General features: G+C 67.1%; 20 protein-coding genes. 7 read left to right on the top strand and 13 right to left on the bottom strand.

Going from position 1 to position 18,295, the window contains the following annotated elements; genetic code table 11:
• The first annotated feature begins 199 nt into the window (after positions 1-199).
• The 4 genes from RKE40_RS02065 (at position 200) to RKE40_RS02050 (ending at position 4,270) form a co-directional block, all read left to right on the top strand.
• The gene (locus tag RKE40_RS02065; protein ID WP_316016589.1) at positions 200-1,198 is read left to right on the top strand and encodes a DUF808 domain-containing protein; all 999 of its coding nucleotides are present in this window, start codon (positions 200-202) and stop codon (positions 1,196-1,198) included.
• A 105-nt stretch (positions 1,199-1,303) separates the two neighbouring features.
• Positions 1,304-2,050, top strand: coding sequence for a bestrophin-like domain (locus RKE40_RS02060; RefSeq protein WP_316016588.1), 747 nt, complete (start codon positions 1,304-1,306; stop codon positions 2,048-2,050).
• 127 nt (positions 2,051-2,177) lie between these two features.
• The gene (locus tag RKE40_RS02055) at positions 2,178-3,116 is read left to right on the top strand and encodes an AEC family transporter (RefSeq protein ID WP_316016587.1); all 939 of its coding nucleotides are present in this window, start codon (positions 2,178-2,180) and stop codon (positions 3,114-3,116) included.
• Between the two features lie 56 nt (positions 3,117-3,172).
• Positions 3,173-4,270: an NADH:flavin oxidoreductase/NADH oxidase gene (locus RKE40_RS02050; protein ID WP_316016586.1), complete on the top strand. Its 1,098-nt coding sequence runs from the start codon at positions 3,173-3,175 to the stop codon at positions 4,268-4,270.
• A gap of 242 nt (positions 4,271-4,512) precedes the next feature.
• Here the strand turns inward: RKE40_RS02050 and RKE40_RS02045 are convergent, their stop codons facing one another.
• The 3 genes from RKE40_RS02045 to pyrF are packed head-to-tail and all read right to left on the bottom strand — an operon-like array spanning position 4,513 to position 5,855.
• Positions 4,513-4,821: a DUF1330 domain-containing protein gene (locus RKE40_RS02045; protein ID WP_316016585.1), complete on the bottom strand. Its 309-nt coding sequence runs from the start codon at positions 4,819-4,821 to the stop codon at positions 4,513-4,515.
• A 2-nt stretch (positions 4,822-4,823) separates the two neighbouring features.
• Complete coding sequence (locus tag RKE40_RS02040; RefSeq protein WP_316016584.1) at positions 4,824-5,111, bottom strand: DUF1330 domain-containing protein; 288 nt, start codon at positions 5,109-5,111, stop codon at positions 4,824-4,826.
• A 36-nt stretch (positions 5,112-5,147) separates the two neighbouring features.
• Complete coding sequence (gene pyrF, locus RKE40_RS02035) at positions 5,148-5,855, bottom strand: orotidine-5'-phosphate decarboxylase (protein WP_316016583.1); 708 nt, start codon at positions 5,853-5,855, stop codon at positions 5,148-5,150.
• Positions 5,856-6,041: 186 nt separating this feature from the next.
• Here pyrF and RKE40_RS02030 point away from each other — a divergent pair, with 186 nt between their 5' ends.
• Positions 6,042-6,407: a type VI secretion system tube protein Hcp gene (locus tag RKE40_RS02030; RefSeq protein ID WP_316016582.1), complete on the top strand. Its 366-nt coding sequence runs from the start codon at positions 6,042-6,044 to the stop codon at positions 6,405-6,407.
• A 36-nt stretch (positions 6,408-6,443) separates the two neighbouring features.
• On the opposite strand, the gene RKE40_RS02025 is transcribed toward RKE40_RS02030, so the two are convergent.
• The 3 genes from RKE40_RS02025 to epmA are packed head-to-tail and all read right to left on the bottom strand — an operon-like array spanning position 6,444 to position 9,246.
• A complete protein-coding gene (locus tag RKE40_RS02025) occupies positions 6,444-7,088 on the bottom strand; it encodes a DsbA family oxidoreductase (RefSeq protein ID WP_066478334.1) in 645 nt (214 codons plus the stop codon).
• A gap of 32 nt (positions 7,089-7,120) precedes the next feature.
• Positions 7,121-8,185 carry a lysine-2,3-aminomutase-like protein gene (locus tag RKE40_RS02020; protein ID WP_316016581.1) on the bottom strand — a complete coding sequence of 355 codons (1,065 nt, stop codon included), beginning with the start codon at positions 8,183-8,185 and terminating at the stop codon, positions 7,121-7,123.
• Positions 8,182-9,246, bottom strand: a complete 1,065-nt coding sequence (gene epmA, locus RKE40_RS02015; RefSeq protein WP_316016580.1) for an EF-P lysine aminoacylase EpmA — start codon at positions 9,244-9,246, stop codon at positions 8,182-8,184. The genes RKE40_RS02020 and epmA overlap by 4 nt, the downstream gene beginning before the upstream one ends.
• Positions 9,247-9,361: 115 nt before the next feature.
• Here epmA and efp point away from each other — a divergent pair, with 115 nt between their 5' ends.
• Positions 9,362-9,931, top strand: coding sequence for an elongation factor P (efp, locus tag RKE40_RS02010; protein ID WP_316016579.1), 570 nt, complete (start codon positions 9,362-9,364; stop codon positions 9,929-9,931).
• 91 nt (positions 9,932-10,022) lie between these two features.
• Entirely contained in the window at positions 10,023-10,541 is a 519-nt protein-coding gene (locus RKE40_RS02005) for a DUF1993 domain-containing protein (RefSeq protein ID WP_316016578.1), read from the top strand.
• Between the two features lie 209 nt (positions 10,542-10,750).
• On the opposite strand, the gene RKE40_RS02000 is transcribed toward RKE40_RS02005, so the two are convergent.
• The 7 genes from RKE40_RS02000 to rpoN form a co-directional block, all read right to left on the bottom strand.
• Complete coding sequence (locus RKE40_RS02000; protein WP_316016577.1) at positions 10,751-12,208, bottom strand: phospholipase D-like domain-containing protein; 1,458 nt, start codon at positions 12,206-12,208, stop codon at positions 10,751-10,753.
• A gap of 255 nt (positions 12,209-12,463) precedes the next feature.
• A complete protein-coding gene (locus RKE40_RS01995; RefSeq protein WP_316016576.1) occupies positions 12,464-13,120 on the bottom strand; it encodes an MBL fold metallo-hydrolase in 657 nt (218 codons plus the stop codon).
• A gap of 57 nt (positions 13,121-13,177) precedes the next feature.
• A complete protein-coding gene (locus RKE40_RS01990; RefSeq protein WP_316016575.1) occupies positions 13,178-13,510 on the bottom strand; it encodes a hypothetical protein in 333 nt (110 codons plus the stop codon).
• Complete coding sequence (locus RKE40_RS01985; protein ID WP_316016574.1) at positions 13,507-15,123, bottom strand: fumarate hydratase; 1,617 nt, start codon at positions 15,121-15,123, stop codon at positions 13,507-13,509. Before RKE40_RS01985 ends, RKE40_RS01990 begins: the two co-directional genes overlap by 4 nt.
• 135 nt (positions 15,124-15,258) lie before the next feature.
• A complete protein-coding gene (gene ptsN / locus RKE40_RS01980; RefSeq protein ID WP_316016573.1) occupies positions 15,259-15,720 on the bottom strand; it encodes a PTS IIA-like nitrogen regulatory protein PtsN in 462 nt (153 codons plus the stop codon).
• 87 nt (positions 15,721-15,807) lie between these two features.
• Positions 15,808-16,395: a ribosome hibernation-promoting factor, HPF/YfiA family gene (hpf, locus tag RKE40_RS01975; protein WP_316016572.1), complete on the bottom strand. Its 588-nt coding sequence runs from the start codon at positions 16,393-16,395 to the stop codon at positions 15,808-15,810.
• A gap of 221 nt (positions 16,396-16,616) precedes the next feature.
• Positions 16,617-18,149 (bottom strand): RNA polymerase factor sigma-54, encoded by a 1,533-nt coding sequence (gene rpoN, locus RKE40_RS01970; RefSeq protein WP_316016571.1) that lies wholly within the window; start codon positions 18,147-18,149, stop codon positions 16,617-16,619.
• Between the last annotated feature and the right edge of the window lie 146 nt (positions 18,150-18,295).

The raw sequence follows: 18,295 nt of genomic DNA, 5'->3' as shown, positions 1-18,295 counted from the left end.
ATATAAAACCACTCCCAAACCCCGCCGGAGTCAAGCCCGGATATGCGGCACGCTCCTTGCCAGAAAGGCGAGGCGCGGCCGGAATTGCCTTCCAGCCGGCGCAACTGTCGCCAATCCCGGCGTTTCTGTCATATCAAGGAAACGCTGATCGGCTTGCTGCGACGCAGGCACGACAGCCGCCGCCTTTCCGGGGACCGAGATGAGCTCAGGACTGTTCGCGCTTCTCGACGACATCGCCGGCCTCGCCAAGGTCGCGGCCGCCGCGCTCGACGATGCGGCGAGCCAGGCGACCAAGGCAGGCGCCAAGGCTGCGGGCATCGTCATCGACGATGCGGCGGTGACGCCGCGCTACGCCGTCGGCTTCTCCGCCGATCGCGAATTGCCGATCATCTGGAAGATCGCGCTCGGCTCGCTCAAGAACAAGCTCATCTTCCTGCTGCCGGCCGCGCTGGTGCTGAGCTTCATCGCGCCCTGGGCGATCACCCCGCTCCTGATGGCGGGCGGCGCCTATCTCTGCTTCGAAGGCTTCGAGAAGGTCTACGAGTTCATCGTGCCGCATGCCGGGCACGAGGCGGCGCAAGGCGAAGGCACGGCCGAAATCCTCGATGCGGCACAGCTCGAGCAGCAGAAGATCTCCAGCGCGATCAAGACCGACTTCATCCTCTCGGCCGAGATCATGGCGATCACGCTCGCGACCGTCACCACCTCATCCTACTGGACGCAAGGCTTGGTGCTCGCCGTGGTCGGCCTCGGCATGACCATGCTGGTCTACGGCGCCGTCGCCTTGATCGTGAAGGCGGACGATGCGGGCGCCGCCATGGCGCGCACCGGGAAGCCCATCATCCGGCAGATCGGCCGCGGCCTCGTCCTCGGCATGCCACACTTCCTGAAAGCCCTGAGCGCAGTCGGCACCGCCGCCATGCTCTGGGTCGGCGGCGGCATCATCATCCACGGCCTCGCCGGCTACGGCCTCGACGGCATCGAGCACGCCATCCATGGCGTCTCGGTAGCCGTCGGACAGGCCGTCCCGGCGGCGTCCGGCCTGCTCGCATGGCTGACCACTGCCGGCGCCTCGGCCGTGTTCGGGCTGGCGATCGGCGGGCTCTGCCTCGTCGGCATGCATTTCGTCGTCGAGCCGGCGCTCAAGGCCTGGCGCGGCAGGGCGGCGAAGGCCGCCGACGCTGCCGCAAGGGAATAGTCCAGTCGGCGAAAGCTGTCAGGCGGCACTTTGCTACCCAAACGCTCACTACCGCGCCTGTGGCTTGCCGACTAATCTCGCGCCACAGAAATGCGAGGGAAAGGCATGACTCCGTTCCTGGTCGGCGCCGTCGCGTTCCTCTTCATATTCGGCGCGGCAGCTGGCGGAATGTTGCTGCGCGCCCGCCTGCCGGACCATCACCTCTCCCCCGACTCCCGGGAATTGATCAAGCTAGCGACCGCGATCATCGGGACACTGTCCGCCATCGCGCTCGGCCTGCTGATCGCCTCGGCGAAACGGTCCTTCGACGAAGCGGCATCAGAGCTCAGGACCTCGGCCGCGCATGTGGTGCTGCTCGACCGGACCATGGCCCAGTACGGGCCGGAGACGGCGGCGCTGCGCGAGACGCTGCGAAAGAGCCTCCAGGCCCGGCTCAGCGAGCTCAGAGACCAGCGTGAGGGGCTATTGCACGAGGGCCTCGACGTCGAGTCCATCCAAAACGGGCTCAGGCGCCTGGTGCCGGCGAATGACGGGCAGCGCTGGCTTCAGACCCGCGCCCTCCAGCTCAGCTCGCAGATCTCGGAAATGAGGTGGCAGCGGCCGGAAACCGAGACCGGCGGATTTCCCGGCATCTTCATCATCATCCTCGTCTTATGGCTGGCTTTGCTCTTCGCCTCCTTCGGCCTCTTGGCCCCGGGCAATGCCACGGTGGTGGTGACGCTGTTCGCCTCGGCGCTGTCGGTGACGGCGGCGCTGGTCCTGATCATCGACATGGATCACCCCTATCTCGGCTTCATCCGCGTCTCCGACCTGCCGCTACAGCTGGCGCTCGAACGCCTCGGCCGCGCATGATCCGCGGCAGACCGCTGCGTCCGTCCCGCAAACGTGCCGGGCGCCATGCATGGGCGGGGGCCGCCAGCACGGCGGAAATCTGTTAGCTCCTCGCCCAGGGTCCGGTGCACGGGCCGCTGGACCCGCCATGCTGCATTTCCTCGCCACCAGCACGCCCTTCTTCGCCGTGATCGGGCTCGGCGCGCTTTCCGCCTGGCGCGGCCTGTTCGGCAGCGATGCGGTCAGGGTGCTCAACACCTTCGCCTTCATGGTGGCGACGCCGGCGATGGTGCTCAGGGTGATGTCGCGCCAGCCGATCGCGGAGCTTTGGAACGGGGTGTTCTTCGCGGCGCTGGCGCTGATCGGCATCGCCGTGATGGGTCTCGGCATCCTGATAGCCCGCCGCTTTTTCGGGCTGCCCTTCCCCAATGCGGTCTCGCGCGGCCAGAGCCTGGTCGGCGGCAATTTCGCCTTCCTCGGCATTCCCCTGATGCTGGCCTTCCTCGGCGACGGAGCCGCCGCGCCGATCGCGATCGGCCTGATCTGCGACACGGCGCTGGTCGTCCCCCTCGCGATCGGGCTGATCGAGGCCGGGCGCGGCAAGGGCTCGCCCTGGCGCATCGCGGCGCGGCTGGTGCGCGGCACCATCGTCAACCCCTTCATGCTCTCGATCATGGGAGGCGTCGCGCTCTCGCTCAGCGGCCTTTCCATCCCCGAGCCGATCGACCGCTTCCTCGTCTTCCTCGGCGGCTCGGCCGCCCCGGTCGGCATCTTCGCGCTCGGCGTCGCCGCCTGGCAGTGGAGCGGCGAAGGCAAGCTACCGTTGCGCGGCGTGCTGCCGCTCGTCCTCGGCAAGCTCGTGCTGCACCCGCTGCTGACCTGGTTCGTGCTCGCCGTCGTGCTCAGGCTCGATCCGTTCTGGGTCAAGGCGGGCGTGCTCTATGCGGCGCTGCCGATCGCCGCCAATGTCTTCGTGATCTCGGAGCGCTTCGAGACCGACAGCCGGCCGCTGGCTGCCGCCATCGTGATCTCGACCGCCGCCGCCGCCCTGACCTTCCCCTTCGCGATCTGGCTGGTCTCCGGCTGAACAGCAGCCCACCGCGTTTCCCGCCTTCACCGCCCCTGCAGTCTCGAGGACAGCGCATGACAAGCCAGCTCTTCCGCCCGCTTACGCTCGACGGCCTCCAGCTCCCGAACCGCATCGTCATCGCGCCGATGTGCCAGTATTCGGCGGAGAATGGCTCTGCGACCGACTGGCACCTGATCCATCTCGGCAACCTCGCCCTCTCCGGCGCCGGCCTCCTGATCATCGAGGCGACGGCGGTCGAGCCGGAGGGCCGGATCAGCCCCGACGATCTCGGGCTGTGGAGCGACGAGAACGAGGCGGCGCTCGGCCGCGTGCTCGACGCCGTCCGGCGCCATTCCGACATGCCGGTCGGCATCCAGCTCGGTCATGCCGGGCGCAAGGCTTCGGTGCATTCGCCCTGGAACGGCAGCCGCCAGCGCCCGCTAGACGATCGCGGCTGGCAGACCGTCGCGCCCTCGGGACTGCCGATAAATCCGAACGACCGGCCGCCGCTCCCCCTCGACGCCGCGGGGCTGAAGCGCGTGCGCGAGGCCTTCGTCGCGACGGCGAAGCGCGCGGTGCGGCTCGGGCTGCAGATGATCGAGATCCACTGCGCCCATGGCTATCTGCTGCACCAGTTCCTCTCGCCGCTCGCCAACCAGCGCGACGACGCCTATGGCGGCACGCTGGAGAACCGGCTGCGCTTTCCGCTCGAGGTCTATGAGGCGGTGCGCGACGCGGTATCGGCGCATATCCCGGTCGGCGTGCGGGTCTCTGGCACGGACTGGGTCGACGGCGGCTGGGAGATCGAACAGACCATCGCCTTCGCGCAGGCGCTGAAGGCGCGCGGCGTCAGTTTCGTCCACGTCTCGAGCGGCGGCGTTTCACCGGAGCAGAAGATCCCGCTCGGGCCGGGCTACCAGGTGCCGCTGGCGCGGGCGGTGAAGGCCGCGACCGGGCTGCCGACCATCGCCGTCGGGCTGATCACCGAATACGAGCACGCCGAGGCGATCGTCGCCGGCGGCGATGCCGACATGGTCGGGCTGGCGCGCGGCATTCTCTACGATCCGCGCTGGCCCTGGCATGCGGCTGCCCATCTCGGCGCCAGCGTCAAGGCGCCGAAGCAGTATCTGCGTTCGCAGCCGCGGCAGCTGAAGGAGCTGTTCGAGAGCTGAACCGGGTTCGAGCTGTCATTCCGGGGCTTCGCGCAGCGAAGAGCCAGGCCCTACGATCAGCGCTGTTCCGGCTCGTCATGCTCGCCCTTGTGGCGAGCATCCACGTCTTGAACACCGCTCTCGTAACGGGAAGACGTGGATGGTCGGGACAAGCCCGACCATGACGGCAAAAGTGGTGTTCATGGGTTCCTGGCTCGGCACTGCGGCCGCCCCGGAAAAACGACGTCTTGCGCAACAGCCGTTCAATCGCCCGGCTGGGCTCCGTCATAGCCGCCGATGATCACGAGATCGACCGGACCGACCTTGGCGAGATGCTGCACCGCCGCCTGGTATTCCGGCGATTCGTAACAGGCCCTGGCCGTCGCCTCGTCCTTGAACTCGATGACGACGTTGTGCTTGCGGCCCTCGCCACGGGCGAGCTTGTACTCACCGCCGCGGACGATGAACTTGCCGCCATACTTCGCGAAGGCGATGGCGTTGAGCGAGCGATAGGCCGCGTATTCCGCCTCGTTCTGGACGTCGAGGCGGGCGATCCAGTAGCCTTTCGCCATGGTCAGACGCCTTCGACGACGACGATGTCGATCTCGCCGGCGCCTTCGCGCTCCTTGCGGGCTGCGGCGTATTCCGGCGAGTTCACATAGGCCTTGGCCGATTCGAAATCCTTGAACTCGATGACGACGTTGCGGGCCCGGCCCTCGCCCTCGCCGATCGTCATCTGGCCGCCGCGCACCAGCGGCGTGCCGCCATACTGCTTGATCGCTTCCGAGGCCTTGGCGGCGTAGGCCGCCCACAGCGTCGCGTTGGAGACCTTGGCGCGCGCGATCACATATCCCTTGGGCATTTCGACTTCCATTTCCGTTTGGATGGGAGGCGAAGCTTAGGCGGCGCCGGCGATCTCGTCCATGATCGCGGCCGCCGCTGCGCGCGGGTCCGCCGCGCGAATGATGGGACGCGCGATGACGAGATGATCGGCGCCGGCGCGGATCGCCTCGGTCGGAGTGAGCGTACGCTTCTGGTCGCCGGCGGCGCTACCGGCCGGGCGGATGCCGGGCGTGACGATGACCATGTCCGGGCCGATCACGTCGCGGACGATCTCGGTCTCGGCCGCCGAACAGACGATGCCGTCGACGCCGGCGATGCGGGCCTGCTGGGCGCGCATCCGCACGAGGTCGCGCACCGCCAGCCCATAGCCGGCGTCCTTGAGGTCGCCATCGTCATAGGAGGTCAGCGCCGTCACGGCGAGCAGCCGGAGCGCGCTCTCGCCACGGCCCTCGACGGCCCCGCGCATGGTCTGCGGATAGGCGTGCACGGTGAGGAAGGTGACGCCGAGCTTGGTCACCGACTCGACCCCCTCGGTCACTGTGTTGCCGATGTCGTGCAGCTTGAGGTCGAGGAAGACCTTCTTGCCTTCGGAGATCAGCTGCCGGGCGAGATCAAGCCCGCCGGCGAAGGCCAGGCGATAGCCGATCTTGTAGAAGCTCGCCTCGTCGCCGAGCGTCGCGACGATGCGATAGGCGTCCCAGATCGTCGGCACGTCGAGCCCGACGATCATGCGGTCCCGGAGATCGTTGATTTTCTGCGCCATGACCCTGTCCTCCTCGCTGCCCGGCGGCGATGGGGCACGATTCGAGAGCGGACGCAAGCCAGGCGCAGCATTCCGTTGCGGCAGACGATGGATTAGCCTTGTGGCCGCCGGGGCGGGATCTGCCTCGTTGCCGCCATGCCATGCCTTCGCCGCCAGCCTGCCCAGCTGCCCTCGCGAGGAGCCGTCATGCCGATCTACGTCACGTTCAGCGCCCCGATCAACAACAGCTGCGAGGCGCAAAGCGCGCAGCTGATCCACACCGGCAGCACTGCCGCCCCCAACGGGCTGCGCACCCGCTCCCAGGCCGACGACATCACATTCACCAAGCAAACTGACTTCCTCTCGGCGAAGCTGATGACGCATGCCGCCAAGGGAACCGAGTTCGAGACCGTCACGATCGAACTCCGCAAGCCGGGCCACCCCACGCCCTACATGATCTATACGCTCTCGAAGACGATCATTGCAGACTACAGTTTTACCACCGGCGGCTCGGTCCCGTATGAGACGATCGGCCTCAATGCGACGAGCGTCAGCTGGCGGTTCTTCAGCTAGCTGCCATCCCCAGAAGTACCCGCTGCCGGAATCGCTTTAAGCGGCACCGCTCAGCACCTGCGCGAAGACCTTTGCCCAGACGTCCGGCGTCTGCGCGCCGGAGACGGCGAGCTTGCCGTCGACGATGAAGAAGGGCACCCCGGTGACGCCGACGCGCTGCGCATGCGCCTCGAGGCCGATCACCGTCTCGCGCAACTCGTCATTGGCGAGTTCGTCGCGCGCCGCCCGCTCGTCATAGCCCTGCTCGCCGGCAATTGCGACCAAGGTGTCGAGATCGCCGATATCACGGCCGTCCTGCCAATAGGCCTTGAACAGCGCCGCCTTCATCTCGCTGCCGCGCTGCACGGTCGAGGCAGCGGCGACAAGCATATGGGCCATGCGGGTGTTGACGCTCTTCTTAACCGCAGCCCAGTTGAAGGTGACGCCGCTTTCCAGCGCCGCCTCGGAGAGGCGCAGTTCAATCTCCCTGCGCTTGCCCGGGCCGAACTTGGCATCGAGATAGGCGGTGCGGTCCATGCCCTCCTCCGGCATGTCCGGATTGAGCTCATAGGGCAGCCAGGTGATGGCGACGCGCTCGGTCAGGCCGTGATTGGCCAGCGCCGTCTCAAGCCGCGCCTTGCCGATGAAGCACCAGGGACAGGCGAGATCGGAAACGATCGCGATCGGCATCTTGTCTTGCATGGCTCGTTCCTTGGCGCCGGAAGCGGCAGGTTTCAGATCGGCGGGTAGGCGTGGAGCTCGCCATGGCGATCTTCCGCATGGCCCTGCGCTCCCGGCGTCTCGCAGCCCGAGAGAAAGGCGGGACCGACCGGGATCTTGCCGGCGCCGCCGGGGATGTCGAGGATATAGGTCGGCTGGCAGAGGCCGGAAAGGTTGCCGCGCAGGCTTTTGACGAGGGCCTGCCCTTCCGCCAGCGACAGCCGGAAATGGCCGGTGCCAGGCGCGAAATCGGGATGGTGCAGGTAGTAGGGCTTGACCCGGTTCTCGACGAAGGCGCGCATCAGCGCCGAGAGCGTCTCGACATCGGCGTTGACGCCCTTGAGCAGGACGCTCTGGCTGACCAGGACATGACCGGCATCGGCGAGCCGGGCCAGCGCCTCGCGCGCCGCTGGGGTGAACTCGCGCGGATGGTTGGCGTGGACGGCGACATAGCTCGCCTTGCCGGGCACACGCAGTGCCCTGGCGTAGTCCTCGGTGACACGTTCCGGCTGGACCATCGGCACGCGCGTGTGCCAGCGCGCCACCTTGATATGCGGGATCGTGGCGAGCCGTCTGCCGACCTCGCGCAGGCGCCGGGCGGACAGGATCAGCGGGTCGCCGCCGGTCATGATCACCTCCCAGATCTCTGGGCGGGAAGCGAGATAGGCGAGCGCCGCGTCGAGTTTCTCGCCGGTCAAGGCATCGCCACCGGGGCCGACCATCTCCCGGCGGAAGCAGAAGCGGCAATAGACCGGGCAGGCGTGGACCAGCTTGAGCAGAGCGCGGTCGGGGTAGCGATGGACCACGCCCTCGACCGGCGAATGCGCCTCGTCGCCGATCGGATCGGCGAGTTCCTCCGGTAGGGTCCTGAGCTCGTCGGCATCCGGCACGAACTGGCGGGCGATCGGATCAGCCGCGTCGGCCGGGTCGATCAGCGCCGCAACGGCCGGCGTCACCGAAACGGCGTAGCGCTTGGCGACTTCGGCCAAGGCCTCGCGCCTGGCGGGCGCGACGAGGCCTCGCTCGACGAGAGCGTCGACCGTCTTCAGCGGCTGGCCGGGCGGCTGGTGGATCGTCATCGTCCTGCCCTGCCCGGTTGCGCGACCGGCGTCCAGAGCACGTCGTCGATGCGGCGCGCGTCGGTCGCGAGCATCACCAGCCGGTCGAAGCCGAGTGCGATGCCGGAGGCTTGCGGCATCTCGGCGAGCGCCGCGAGAAAGTCCTCGTCGATCGGATAGCGCTCGCCATAGATGCGCTCCTTCTCGTCCATGTCCGCCTCGAAGCGTCGGCGCTGCTCCGCCGGGTCGGTCAACTCGCCGAAGGCATTCGCCAGCTCGACACCGCAGGCAAACAACTCGAAACGCTCGGCGACGCGCGGATCGCCGGGCTTCGGCCGCGCCAGCGCCGCCTCGGAGATCGGGTATTCGCACAGGATGGTGGCGCGCCCGCGGCCGAGATGCGGCTCGACCTTCTCGGCAAGGACGCGGCTGAAGATGTCGGACCAGCTGTCGTCCTCGGCCAGCCTGATACCGGCGCCGCGGGCCTGCTGCGCCAGCGCTTCGCGATCCGTCGCGCCGTCGCCCGCGATCGTCGCCATCAGGTCGATGTCGGCATAGCGGGCGAAAGCCTCGGCAAGGGTCAGGCGCTCGGGTTCGGCGAAGGGATCGACCTCGGCGCCGCGCCAGCGCAGCCTCGTGGCACCGGCAGCCCGCGCCGCCTCGGCCAGCAGCGCCGCGCAGTCCTGCATCACCGCCTCATAGGGCTCGCCGACCCGGTACCATTCCAGCATGGTGAACTCGGGATGATGCAGCGCCGTGCGCTCGCGATTGCGGAAGACGCGGGCGAAATCGAAGATGCGCTGCTCACCGGCGGCCAGCAGCTTCTTGGCGGCGAATTCCGGTGAGGTGTTCAGGTAATAGGGGTGCTCGGCGCCGCCATCGTCGACGAAAGCCGTGCGGAAGCCGTGCAGATGCGTCTCGTTGCCGGGCGAGACCTGCAGCAGCGCCGCCTCGACCTCGACAAAATCACGCGCCTCGAACCAGCGCCGCAGCGCCGCCTTGACGCGGCCCCGCGCCATCAGCGCTGGACGCCGGTCGGCATGGATGTCCGGCCGCCAGAAGGGCGGGGGATTTTCGTTCATGGATCCTCTGGCAAACCCGTCAGCCAGCTTCCGTTTTGCGCATAAATGCGGTAGTTGCGCGGCGATGAAATCGGCATAGCGCGCCCCTCCGCCGCGCACCAGCAAGGAATTTCAAGTGGTCAAGGTCATCGCCTCCTCTGTCCGCAAGGGCAACGTCCTCGAAGTCGACGGGCATCTCTGCTCGGTGCTGTCGGCCGAGAGCTTCTTCCCCGGCAAGGGCACGCCGACGACGCAGATCGATATGCGCCGCATCGCGGACGGCGTGAAGGTGACGCAGCGCTACAAGACGACCGAGCAGGTCGAGCGCGCCTATGTCGAGGATCGCGACTTCACCTATCTCTACCAGGACGGCGAGCAGTACGTCTTCATGAACCCCGAGACCTATGACCAGCTGCCGGTCGACGGCGATGTGGTCGGCGATCTCGCCGCCTATCTCCAGGAAGGCATGAAGGTCACCCTCTCGGTGTTCGACGACCGGGCGGTCGCGATCGAGCTGCCGCAGCGCGTCACGCTCGAGGTGGTCGAGACCGAGCCGGTGACCAAGGGCCAGACGGCCTCCTCCTCCTACAAGCCGGCGATCCTGTCGAACGGCGTGCGCTCGGCCGTGCCGCCGCATATCGGCGTCGGCACCCGCATCGTGGTGATGACCGCCGATGGCTCCTATGTCGAGCGCGCGAAGGATTGATCGCGCTTCGGCGCCACGCGTGACGGCGCATGCGCTATAGAATGAGGCAGCGGGCCCTTTCCGGGCCCGTTTCCGTTTCTGGAGCCCAATCATGCCGCTATCCGCTCACGCCGCCGCCTTCGCCGGCTTTGTCCAGACCCTGAAGGCGCTCGACGCCATCCTCGACAAGGCGCAGGCCGAAGCGGAAACGCGTAAGATCCAACCGGAAGTGCTGCTGTCGAGCCGCCTCGCGCCCGACATGCTGCCCTTCACCCGACAGATCCAGCTGATGTCGGATTTCGCCAAGAATGCCGCGGCCCGCCTCGCCGGGGGCGATAACCCGCGCTTCCCCGACGAAGAAAAGACCTTCCCGGAACTCAAGGCGCGGATCGCCCGGACACTCGACTTCGTCGCCTCGGTCGACAAGGCGGCGCTCGATGCCGGGCTGGAGCGGGATGTCACCTTCCCGCGCGGCCAGTCCGCCACCGTGACGATGAAGGGCGCGGATTATCTGACGCGCTTTGCCGTGCCCAACTTCTATTTCCACGCCACCACAGCCTACGCGATCCTGCGCGAGAACTGCTTCTCGATCGGCAAGCAGGATTTCCTCAAGGGCGTGTTCGACGCCTGAGCCACGCTGCACTCCCGCGAGCATGGGACCTGACAACCGTCGTCATGTTCGCCCTCGTGGCGAGCATCCACGCCTTGAACACCGCGCTCGTCACGGGAAGACGTGGATGGTCGGGACAAGCCCGACCATGACGATAAGCAGCTCCCACGGGGGGCGAGGCAGACTATGTCTGCCCCACTCCGTGACGGCCCTGGATGCAGCGGCCAGCCTCACAGATACGGCGAACAGAGCCAGAGCAGGCGGTCGAGCAGGCGGATCGGAAAAGGGCGGGCCCGGAGCTCCGCCAGGGTGACGGGGCGCGCCGAGGCGATCACCCCGTCAATGCGGGCCTCGATACTGCGGGCGAAATCCTCGTCCAACACTTCCAGGTCGATCTCGAAATTCAGGCGCAGCGAGCGCGGATCGAGATTGGACGAGCCGACATAGGCCCAGGTGCCGTCGATGGCGAGCAGCTTGGAATGGTCGAAGGCACCCGTCGCTCGCCAGACCCGGCAGCCATCCTTCAGCACCTGGTCGAACTGCGCCTGCATGGCGCGGTCGACGAGGACGAGATTGTTGACCTCGGGCACAACGATGTCGATCCGCACACCCCGGCGGGCGGCGGTGACGAGCGCGCTGATCAGCTCGCGATCCGGCAGGAAATAGGGCGACATGATCCGGATCGAATCGCGCGCCACCGAGAAGGCACCGATCAGCAGTCGGTGATTGGTCTCGAGGCTGGAATCCGGCCCCGAGGCGACGGCGCGCATCACCACGCCGCCTTCGCCGGGCGGAGGCTGCGGCGCGACCGACCAGGCGGCGCCGGCCAGATCCTCGCCCGAGGCGAAGCGCCAGTCCTCGGCGGCTACCGCGAGCAGGTCCTCGACCACCGGTCCGGCGATACGGAAATGCGTGTCGCGTGCCGTTGCGTCCCCGGCGAATTCGCGGGTGAAGCCCTGCCTGATGTTCATGCCGCCGGCGAAGGCAACCTCCCCATCGACGATCAGGAGCTTGCGGTGCGTGCGCAGGTTCGCATAGGGCAGTCGCAATCCCATGATGATGTTGCCGTTGAAGACGTCGACCGGCACCCCGCCCTTCTGCAGGTAGCCGACGATGCTCGGCACGGAATAGCGCGCGCCGACCGCATCGATCAGCACCCGCACCGCAACGCCGCGCCCGAGCGCCGCGATCAGCGCGTCGGCAATACGCAGGCCGATCGGGTCGCGGTCGAAGATGTAGGTCTCGAGGATGATCGCGCGCTGGGCGCTCGCGATCGCTTCCGCCATCGCGGCATAGGCCTCGTCGCCGGTCCGCAAGGTTGAGATCGCATTGCCGCTCTTGAGGGGGCGGCGCGCGACCTTGTCGCCGAGCGTCTTCAGCGCGGCGAAGCGCCGGCCGAAATCACGCGCCACCGCTTCGTCGGGAATCGCGGCGGATTCGCCCGCCGTGCCGGCCCCAGGCTCCTGCTTGCGCTGCGAGACGAGGGAGGCGCGGCGCATGCGGTTGACGCCGGCGACCGCATAGATCAGTGCGCCAAGGAAAGGGGAGAGCAGGATGACGCCGACCCAGCCGATGGCAGCGCGCACCTCGTCCTTGGTCAGCGCGGCGTGGCTGGCGGCGACCGCCGTGATCGCAAGCGACAGGGCGGCCAAGATATGCGGCCAGTAACCGTAGAGAATCTCCCACATGGCCGCGACTATTGCACGGCCCGCAGCCCCGGCAATGGCGCCGGCTCAGACTTGCCGGCTTACCCCTTGCGCAAGGGCAGGAGCATACCCATATTGGGATCACGGCGATGTCGAGGGCGTTCCACGGCCCTCCAGCGCCGTTGAAGACGGCCATGAATTTGGACCGGTGACGCCGGATGTACGCGCACAGGTTCGGGACATGGCCGTTGGCCAATCAGAGACCCGCTGCGAGCGCTCGCGGCGGGTCTTTTCTTGTCAGCCCTGCAGGAACGGGTTGGTCTGGCGCTCCTCGCCCAGCGTGCTCGCCGGGCCATGGCCGGGCAGGAACTGCACATCGTCGCCGAGCGGCAGGAGCTTGCCCTTGATGCCGGCGATCAGGTCGCTGTGGCTGCCATAAGGGAAATCCGTGCGGCCGACAGAACCGGCGAAGACGGTATCGCCGGCGAGCAGGAAGCGCAGATCCTTCTGGAAGAAGGTGACATGGCCCGGCGTGTGGCCCGGCACGTGCTGGACGGAGAATGTGACGTCGCCGACCGAGACGCTGTCCCCTTCCGCGAGCCAGCGCGTCGGCGTCACGGCCTTCATGTCGCGGATCTCGAAGCGCAGGCCTTGTTCGGGCAGCGCGTCGAGCAGGAACTTGTCAGCCTCGTGCGGGCCGATGATCGGCAGGGACAGCGCCTCGGCGAGTTCGGCCGCACCGCCGGCATGGTCGAGATGGCCATGGGTCAGCCAGATCGCGACGGGTTTGACGCCGGTTTCCTTCAACGCCGCCTGAATGCGCGCGACATCGCCGCCGGGATCGACGACCGCTGCCTCCTTGGTCTTGGTACACCAGATCAGCGAGCAGTTCTGCTGGAACGGCGTCACCGGGATTACGGCGACGCTGAGCGGGGGCTGCGCTTGGTCGGTCATGACGACGCCTTTCGCTGAAATGGGCGGAGCTTGGTGAGAGAAACCGACCGGTGCGGGCTAGCGCTTGCCGCAGCGATTGGCGAGCAGCACCCGGTAGTCGGAGAGCGACTCGTCCATCTGCGCGACGTTCTGCTCGCGCTCCCGCCCGCTCTGGCAGGTCGCAAAGACCGAGCGGGCCTTCTGCATGAAGGCGACATGCTCGCGCCAGGCTGCGCATTGCGTCGCCTGGTCGGCATTGGCGACCTGCTGCATCTTGTACTGCCGCTGGCGCATGCCAGCCTCGTTCTGGAACAGGTCGCGCGTGCAGGTCGCCGGAACGGGACGCGACTGTGCCAACGCGAAGGTCGGAACCAGGGTCAGCAGGACGGCGGCGGCAGCACGAACGATCATCCGAGGTTCAGCTCCTTGAAGAAGTCGTTGCCCTTGTCGTCGATGACGATGAAGGCCGGGAAATCCTCGACCTCGATCTTCCAGACCGCCTCCATGCCGAGCTCCGGATATTCCAGAACCTCAACCTTCTTGATGCAGTCCTGGGCGAGGCGCGCCGCCGGGCCGCCGATCGAGCCGAGATAGAAACCGCCATGGCGCGCACAGGCCTCGCGCACCGCCGAGGAGCGGTTGCCCTTGGCGAGCATCACCATCGAACCGCCGAAGGACTGGAACTGGTCGACGAAGGAGTCCATGCGGCCGGCCGTGGTCGGGCCGAAGGAGCCCGAGGCCATGCCGTCCGGCGTCTTGGCCGGGCCGGCATAATAGACCGGGTGATTCTTGAAATAGTCAGGCATGCCCTGCCCGCTCTCCAGCCGCTCGCGGATCTTGGCATGGGCGAGGTCGCGGGCAACGACGATGGTCCCGGTCAGCGAAAGCCGGGTCTTGACCGGGTGCCTGGTCAGCGTCGCCAGGATCTCGCTCATCGGCTGGTTGAGGTCGACCTTGACGACCTCGCCGCCAAGCGAGGCGTCCTCGATCTCCGGCAGGTACTTCGAAGGATCGGTTTCCAGCGCCTCGAGGAAGATGCCGTCGCGGGTGATCTTGCCCTTGGCCTGACGGTCGGCCGAGCAGGAGACGCCGAGCCCGATCGGCAGCGAGGCGCCATGGCGCGGCAGGCGGATGACGCGCACGTCATGGCAGAAATACTTGCCGCCGAACTGGGCACCGACGCCGAGCGACTGGGTCAGCTTGTGGATCTCCTCTTCCATCTCGATGTCGCGGAAGGCGTGACCGGAGGGCGATCCCTTGGTCGGCAGGCCGTCGAGATAGCGGGTCGAGGCGAGCTTCACCGTCTTGAGGTTCTGCTCGGCCGAGGTGCCGCCGATGACGAGGGCGAGGTGGTAGGGCGGGCAGGCGGCGGTGCCCAGCGTCAGGATCTTCTCCTTCAGGAAGGCGGTCATCCGGTCCTTGGTCAGGAGGGACGGCGTCGCCTGGTAGAGGAAGGTCTTGTTGGCCGAGCCGCCGCCCTTGCAGACGAAGAGGAACTTATAGGCATCCTCGCCCTCGGCGTAGATATCGATCTGCGCCGGCAAGTTGGTCGCGGTGTTCTTCTCCTCGAACATGGAGAGCGGCGCGAGCTGCGAATAGCGCAGGTTGCGCTTGAAATAGGCATCCGCGACACCCTCGCCGAGCGCAGCCTCGTCGTCGCCATCGGTCCAGACCTTGCGGCCGCGCTTGCCCATGATGATCGCGGTGCCGGTGTCCTGACACATCGGCAGAACGCCGCCGGCGGCGATGTTGGCGTTCTTCAGCAGGTCGTAGGCGACGAACTTGTCGTTCGAGGTCGCCTCGGGATCGTCGAGGATCTTCTGGAGCTGGGCGAGATGGCCCGGGCGCAGCAGATGGTTGATGTCGATGAAGGCCTGCTCAGAGAGCCGGCGGATCGCCTCGCGCGAGACCGTCAGGAGTTCGCGATCGCCGATTTTCTCGACCGTGACGCCCTCCGTGCCGAGCGAGCGGTAAGGGGTCTTGTCCTCGCCGAGGGGGAAGAGATCGACATGGGTATAGGCCATCGGGCGGCACTCCGGCATTTCGGCGGCGCCTTGCGCGGAGAGCGCGGCGCCTTGGCGTTGCGCCGCGTCATAACCCTTCGGCCCGAGGGCTCCAAGCCCTAGACTGAAACCTTTCCAGTCAGGGCGCCCTTCCGGTCAGGCTGCCTTGGCGGCCGTCTCCGCCAGGATGGCGTAGATCGCGGCCGGATCATGCGCATGGCGCACCTGGTCCAGCACGGCCTGATTGCGCAGCACGCGCGCGACGCGCGCCAGCGCCTTGAGATGGTCGGCCCCCGCCCCTTCCGGAGCGATCAGCACGAAGATGATGTCGACGGGCTGGCCATCCAGCGCCTCGAAATCGAGCGCCTTCTCGGCCCGCGCGAACAGGCCGACAAGCTTGTCGATGCCGGGCATCCGGCCGTGGGGGATGGCGATGCCGTCGCCGATCCCGGTGGAGCCGAGGCGCTCGCGCTGCAGCAGCGCCTCGAAGAGTTCACGCTCGGGCAGGCCGGTGAGCAAAGCCGCGTGCTGGGCCAGTTCCTGAAGCGCCTGCTTCTTGCTGTTGGCGCGCAGCGGCGAAATCACCGCCTCGGGCCGGAGGAGATCGGTCAGCGTCATAGGCCAATCCATGCATGTCCCGTGCCTGCCGCTCCGGTCCCTGCCGGAAAGCCCGGCAGGGCGCCCAGATTCGTCAGCGGCGGAACCTCAAGAGAGAGAAGCCGGCGGATCGATCCAGCCGATATTGCCGTCGCGGCGGCGGTATACGACGTTCATGCGGCCATTGCCAGCGTGGCGGAAGATGACGACGGGCGCGCCGGTCATGTCGAGCTCGGCAACCGCGTCGCTGACCGTCATCTGATGCAGGGATTTGGTCGTTTCGGCCACGATGACCGGGTTTTCGCCGACATGCTCGGCGTCATGCTCCTCGATATCCTGGTCGGGAGCCGCGATCACATAGCTGGGGATTTCGAGGCCGGCCTCGCGCCCGTTCATCGCCGCGGAGCGATCCTTCAGTCGCCGCTTGTAGCGACGCAGGCGCTTTTCGATGCGCTCGGCCATCTTGTCGAGGCTGGCATAGGCGTCATGCGCCACTGCCGAAGCTTCGAGCGTGATGCCGGAGGAAAGGTGCAGGACGCCATCCGTCTTGAAGGCGGTCCCGTCCTTGCCGACGGTGACGTGCCCCTGATAACCGCCTTCGTAATACTTGCTCAGGGCTGCCGCCACGCGCGCTTCGGCCTGACCCCGCAGGGCCTCGCCGACATCGAGATTCTTGCCGGAGATTCGCAAGCTCATGGAGTGCTTCCCCTTCTTGTCGCCATGGCCAGTAGTCGGCCATCTACTGGAGGTAAGAACGGGGTCACCGGCTTGTCAATGAGCCCGAAGGCGGGTGCCTCGAAGGGGCTGCTCTCAACGGGACGCATGCCGCAGGGGCAACTCGACCGGCCAGAGCAGGCTGCAGGACAGGCCCCGCGGCCTCTTCGTCAGGGCATGCGCGGCGTGTGTCGCGGGCAGGTTTAGCGCCCCGCGCCGGCCATGGCGAGCTTCTCCCGCCGGCGCTCCATCGAGGACGGGATGCGCAGCGATTCCCGGTACTTCGCCACGGTCCGCCGGGCGATGTCGATGCCATTCGTCTTCAGCCTCGTGACGATCGCATCATCCGACAGAATCTCCGCCGGGCTCTCCTCGTCGATCATCTGCTTGATCCGATAGCGCACCGCCTCGGCCGAATGGGCCTCGCCATAGCCGGTCGCGGCGATCGCGGCCGAGAAGAAATACTTCATCTCGAAGACGCCGCGCGGGCAGGTCAGGTACTTGTTGGACGTAACGCGCGAGACCGTCGATTCGTGCATGCCGATCGCGTCGGCGACGGTCTTGAGGTTCAGCGGGCGCAGATGCTCGACGCCATGCGCGAAGAAGCCGTCCTGCTGGCGCACGATCTCGCTAGCAACCTTGAGGATGGTACGGGCGCGCTGTTCGAGCGAACGGGTCAGCCAGTTTGCGGTCTGCAAGCACTCGGCGATGAAAGCCTTGTCCTCGTCGTTGCGCGCGGCCCGTGAAACGCGGGCGTGATAGGTCTGATTGACGAGCACGCGCGGCAGCGTGTCGGGGTTGAGGTCGACCAGCCAAGAGCCATCCGGCGCGGGGCGGATGAAAACGTCCGGCACCACCGTCTCGGCGGCCGAACCGCCGAAGGCGCGGCCGGGCTTGGGATCGAGACTCCGGATCTCGGCGACCATGTCGGCGATGTCCTCGTCGTCGACCCCACAGATGCGCTTCAGCGCGGTATAGTCGCGCTTGGCGACCAGCGGCAGATTGGCGAGCAGAGCCTGCATGGCCGGGTCGTAGCGATCCCGGTCGCGCAGCTGGATGGCCAGGCACTCGCTGACATCGCGCGCCGCGACGCCGCTCGGATCGAAGCCCTGGACGATGCGCAGGACCTGCTCGACCCTGGCCTCGTCGACGCCCAGCCGCACGGCGATGTCGGCCAGCGGCTCGGCGAGGTAGCCGGCATCGTCGACCCCGTCGATGATGTGCCGGCCGATCAGCCGCTCGGCCGGCGAGGCGACCGCGAGATCGAGCTGAGCGGCGAGATGGTCATGCAGAGAGAGCTCGGCGGTCAGGCTGCTCTCGAACCCCTCGGGCCCATCTTCGAACGAGCCGCCACTGCCGCCATAAGCCCCGCCGGTGATCGGCAGGCTGTCGGCGCCGCGCGTATCCAACCGGGCGATCTGGGGCTGCTCGTTCTGGAAGACGTTCTCGAGCCCGGTGCCAAGCCGCCCTTCCATGCCCTCCTGCGTGTTGAGGCTCTCGGCGCGCTCATAGCTCGCCTGATCGGCCGCATGCGCGCCTTCGCTGCCGCCATTGGCCAGCGGCATCTCGCCGGCCTCGTCATTACGCTCCAGCAGCGGGTTGCGCTCGAGCTCGCCCTCGACGAAATTCTGGAGTTCGAGATGGGAGAGCTGGAGGAGCTTGATCGCCTGCAAAAGCTGCGGCGTCATCACCAGGGACTGCCCCTGGCGCAGCTCCATACGCGGCATCATCGCCATAGACGATCCGGCCCCTTTCCTCCGCGCCACCTCGGCACGCTTCTTGCCTGTGAGGAAAGCCTAGACTCGGGCCGCAGCGGCGTCAAAGCCCTTTGCATGCGCGAAGAGAGAGATTTTGTCGCGCCGCAGCATCGATCGCCGGCCTT

This window comes from Allobosea rubneri, from assembly GCF_032464875.1.
Classification (GTDB): domain Bacteria; phylum Pseudomonadota; class Alphaproteobacteria; order Rhizobiales; family Beijerinckiaceae; genus Allobosea; species Allobosea rubneri.
The sequence above is the reverse complement of the archived record's forward strand: the minus strand, read 5'-3'. Positions and strand labels throughout refer to the sequence as shown.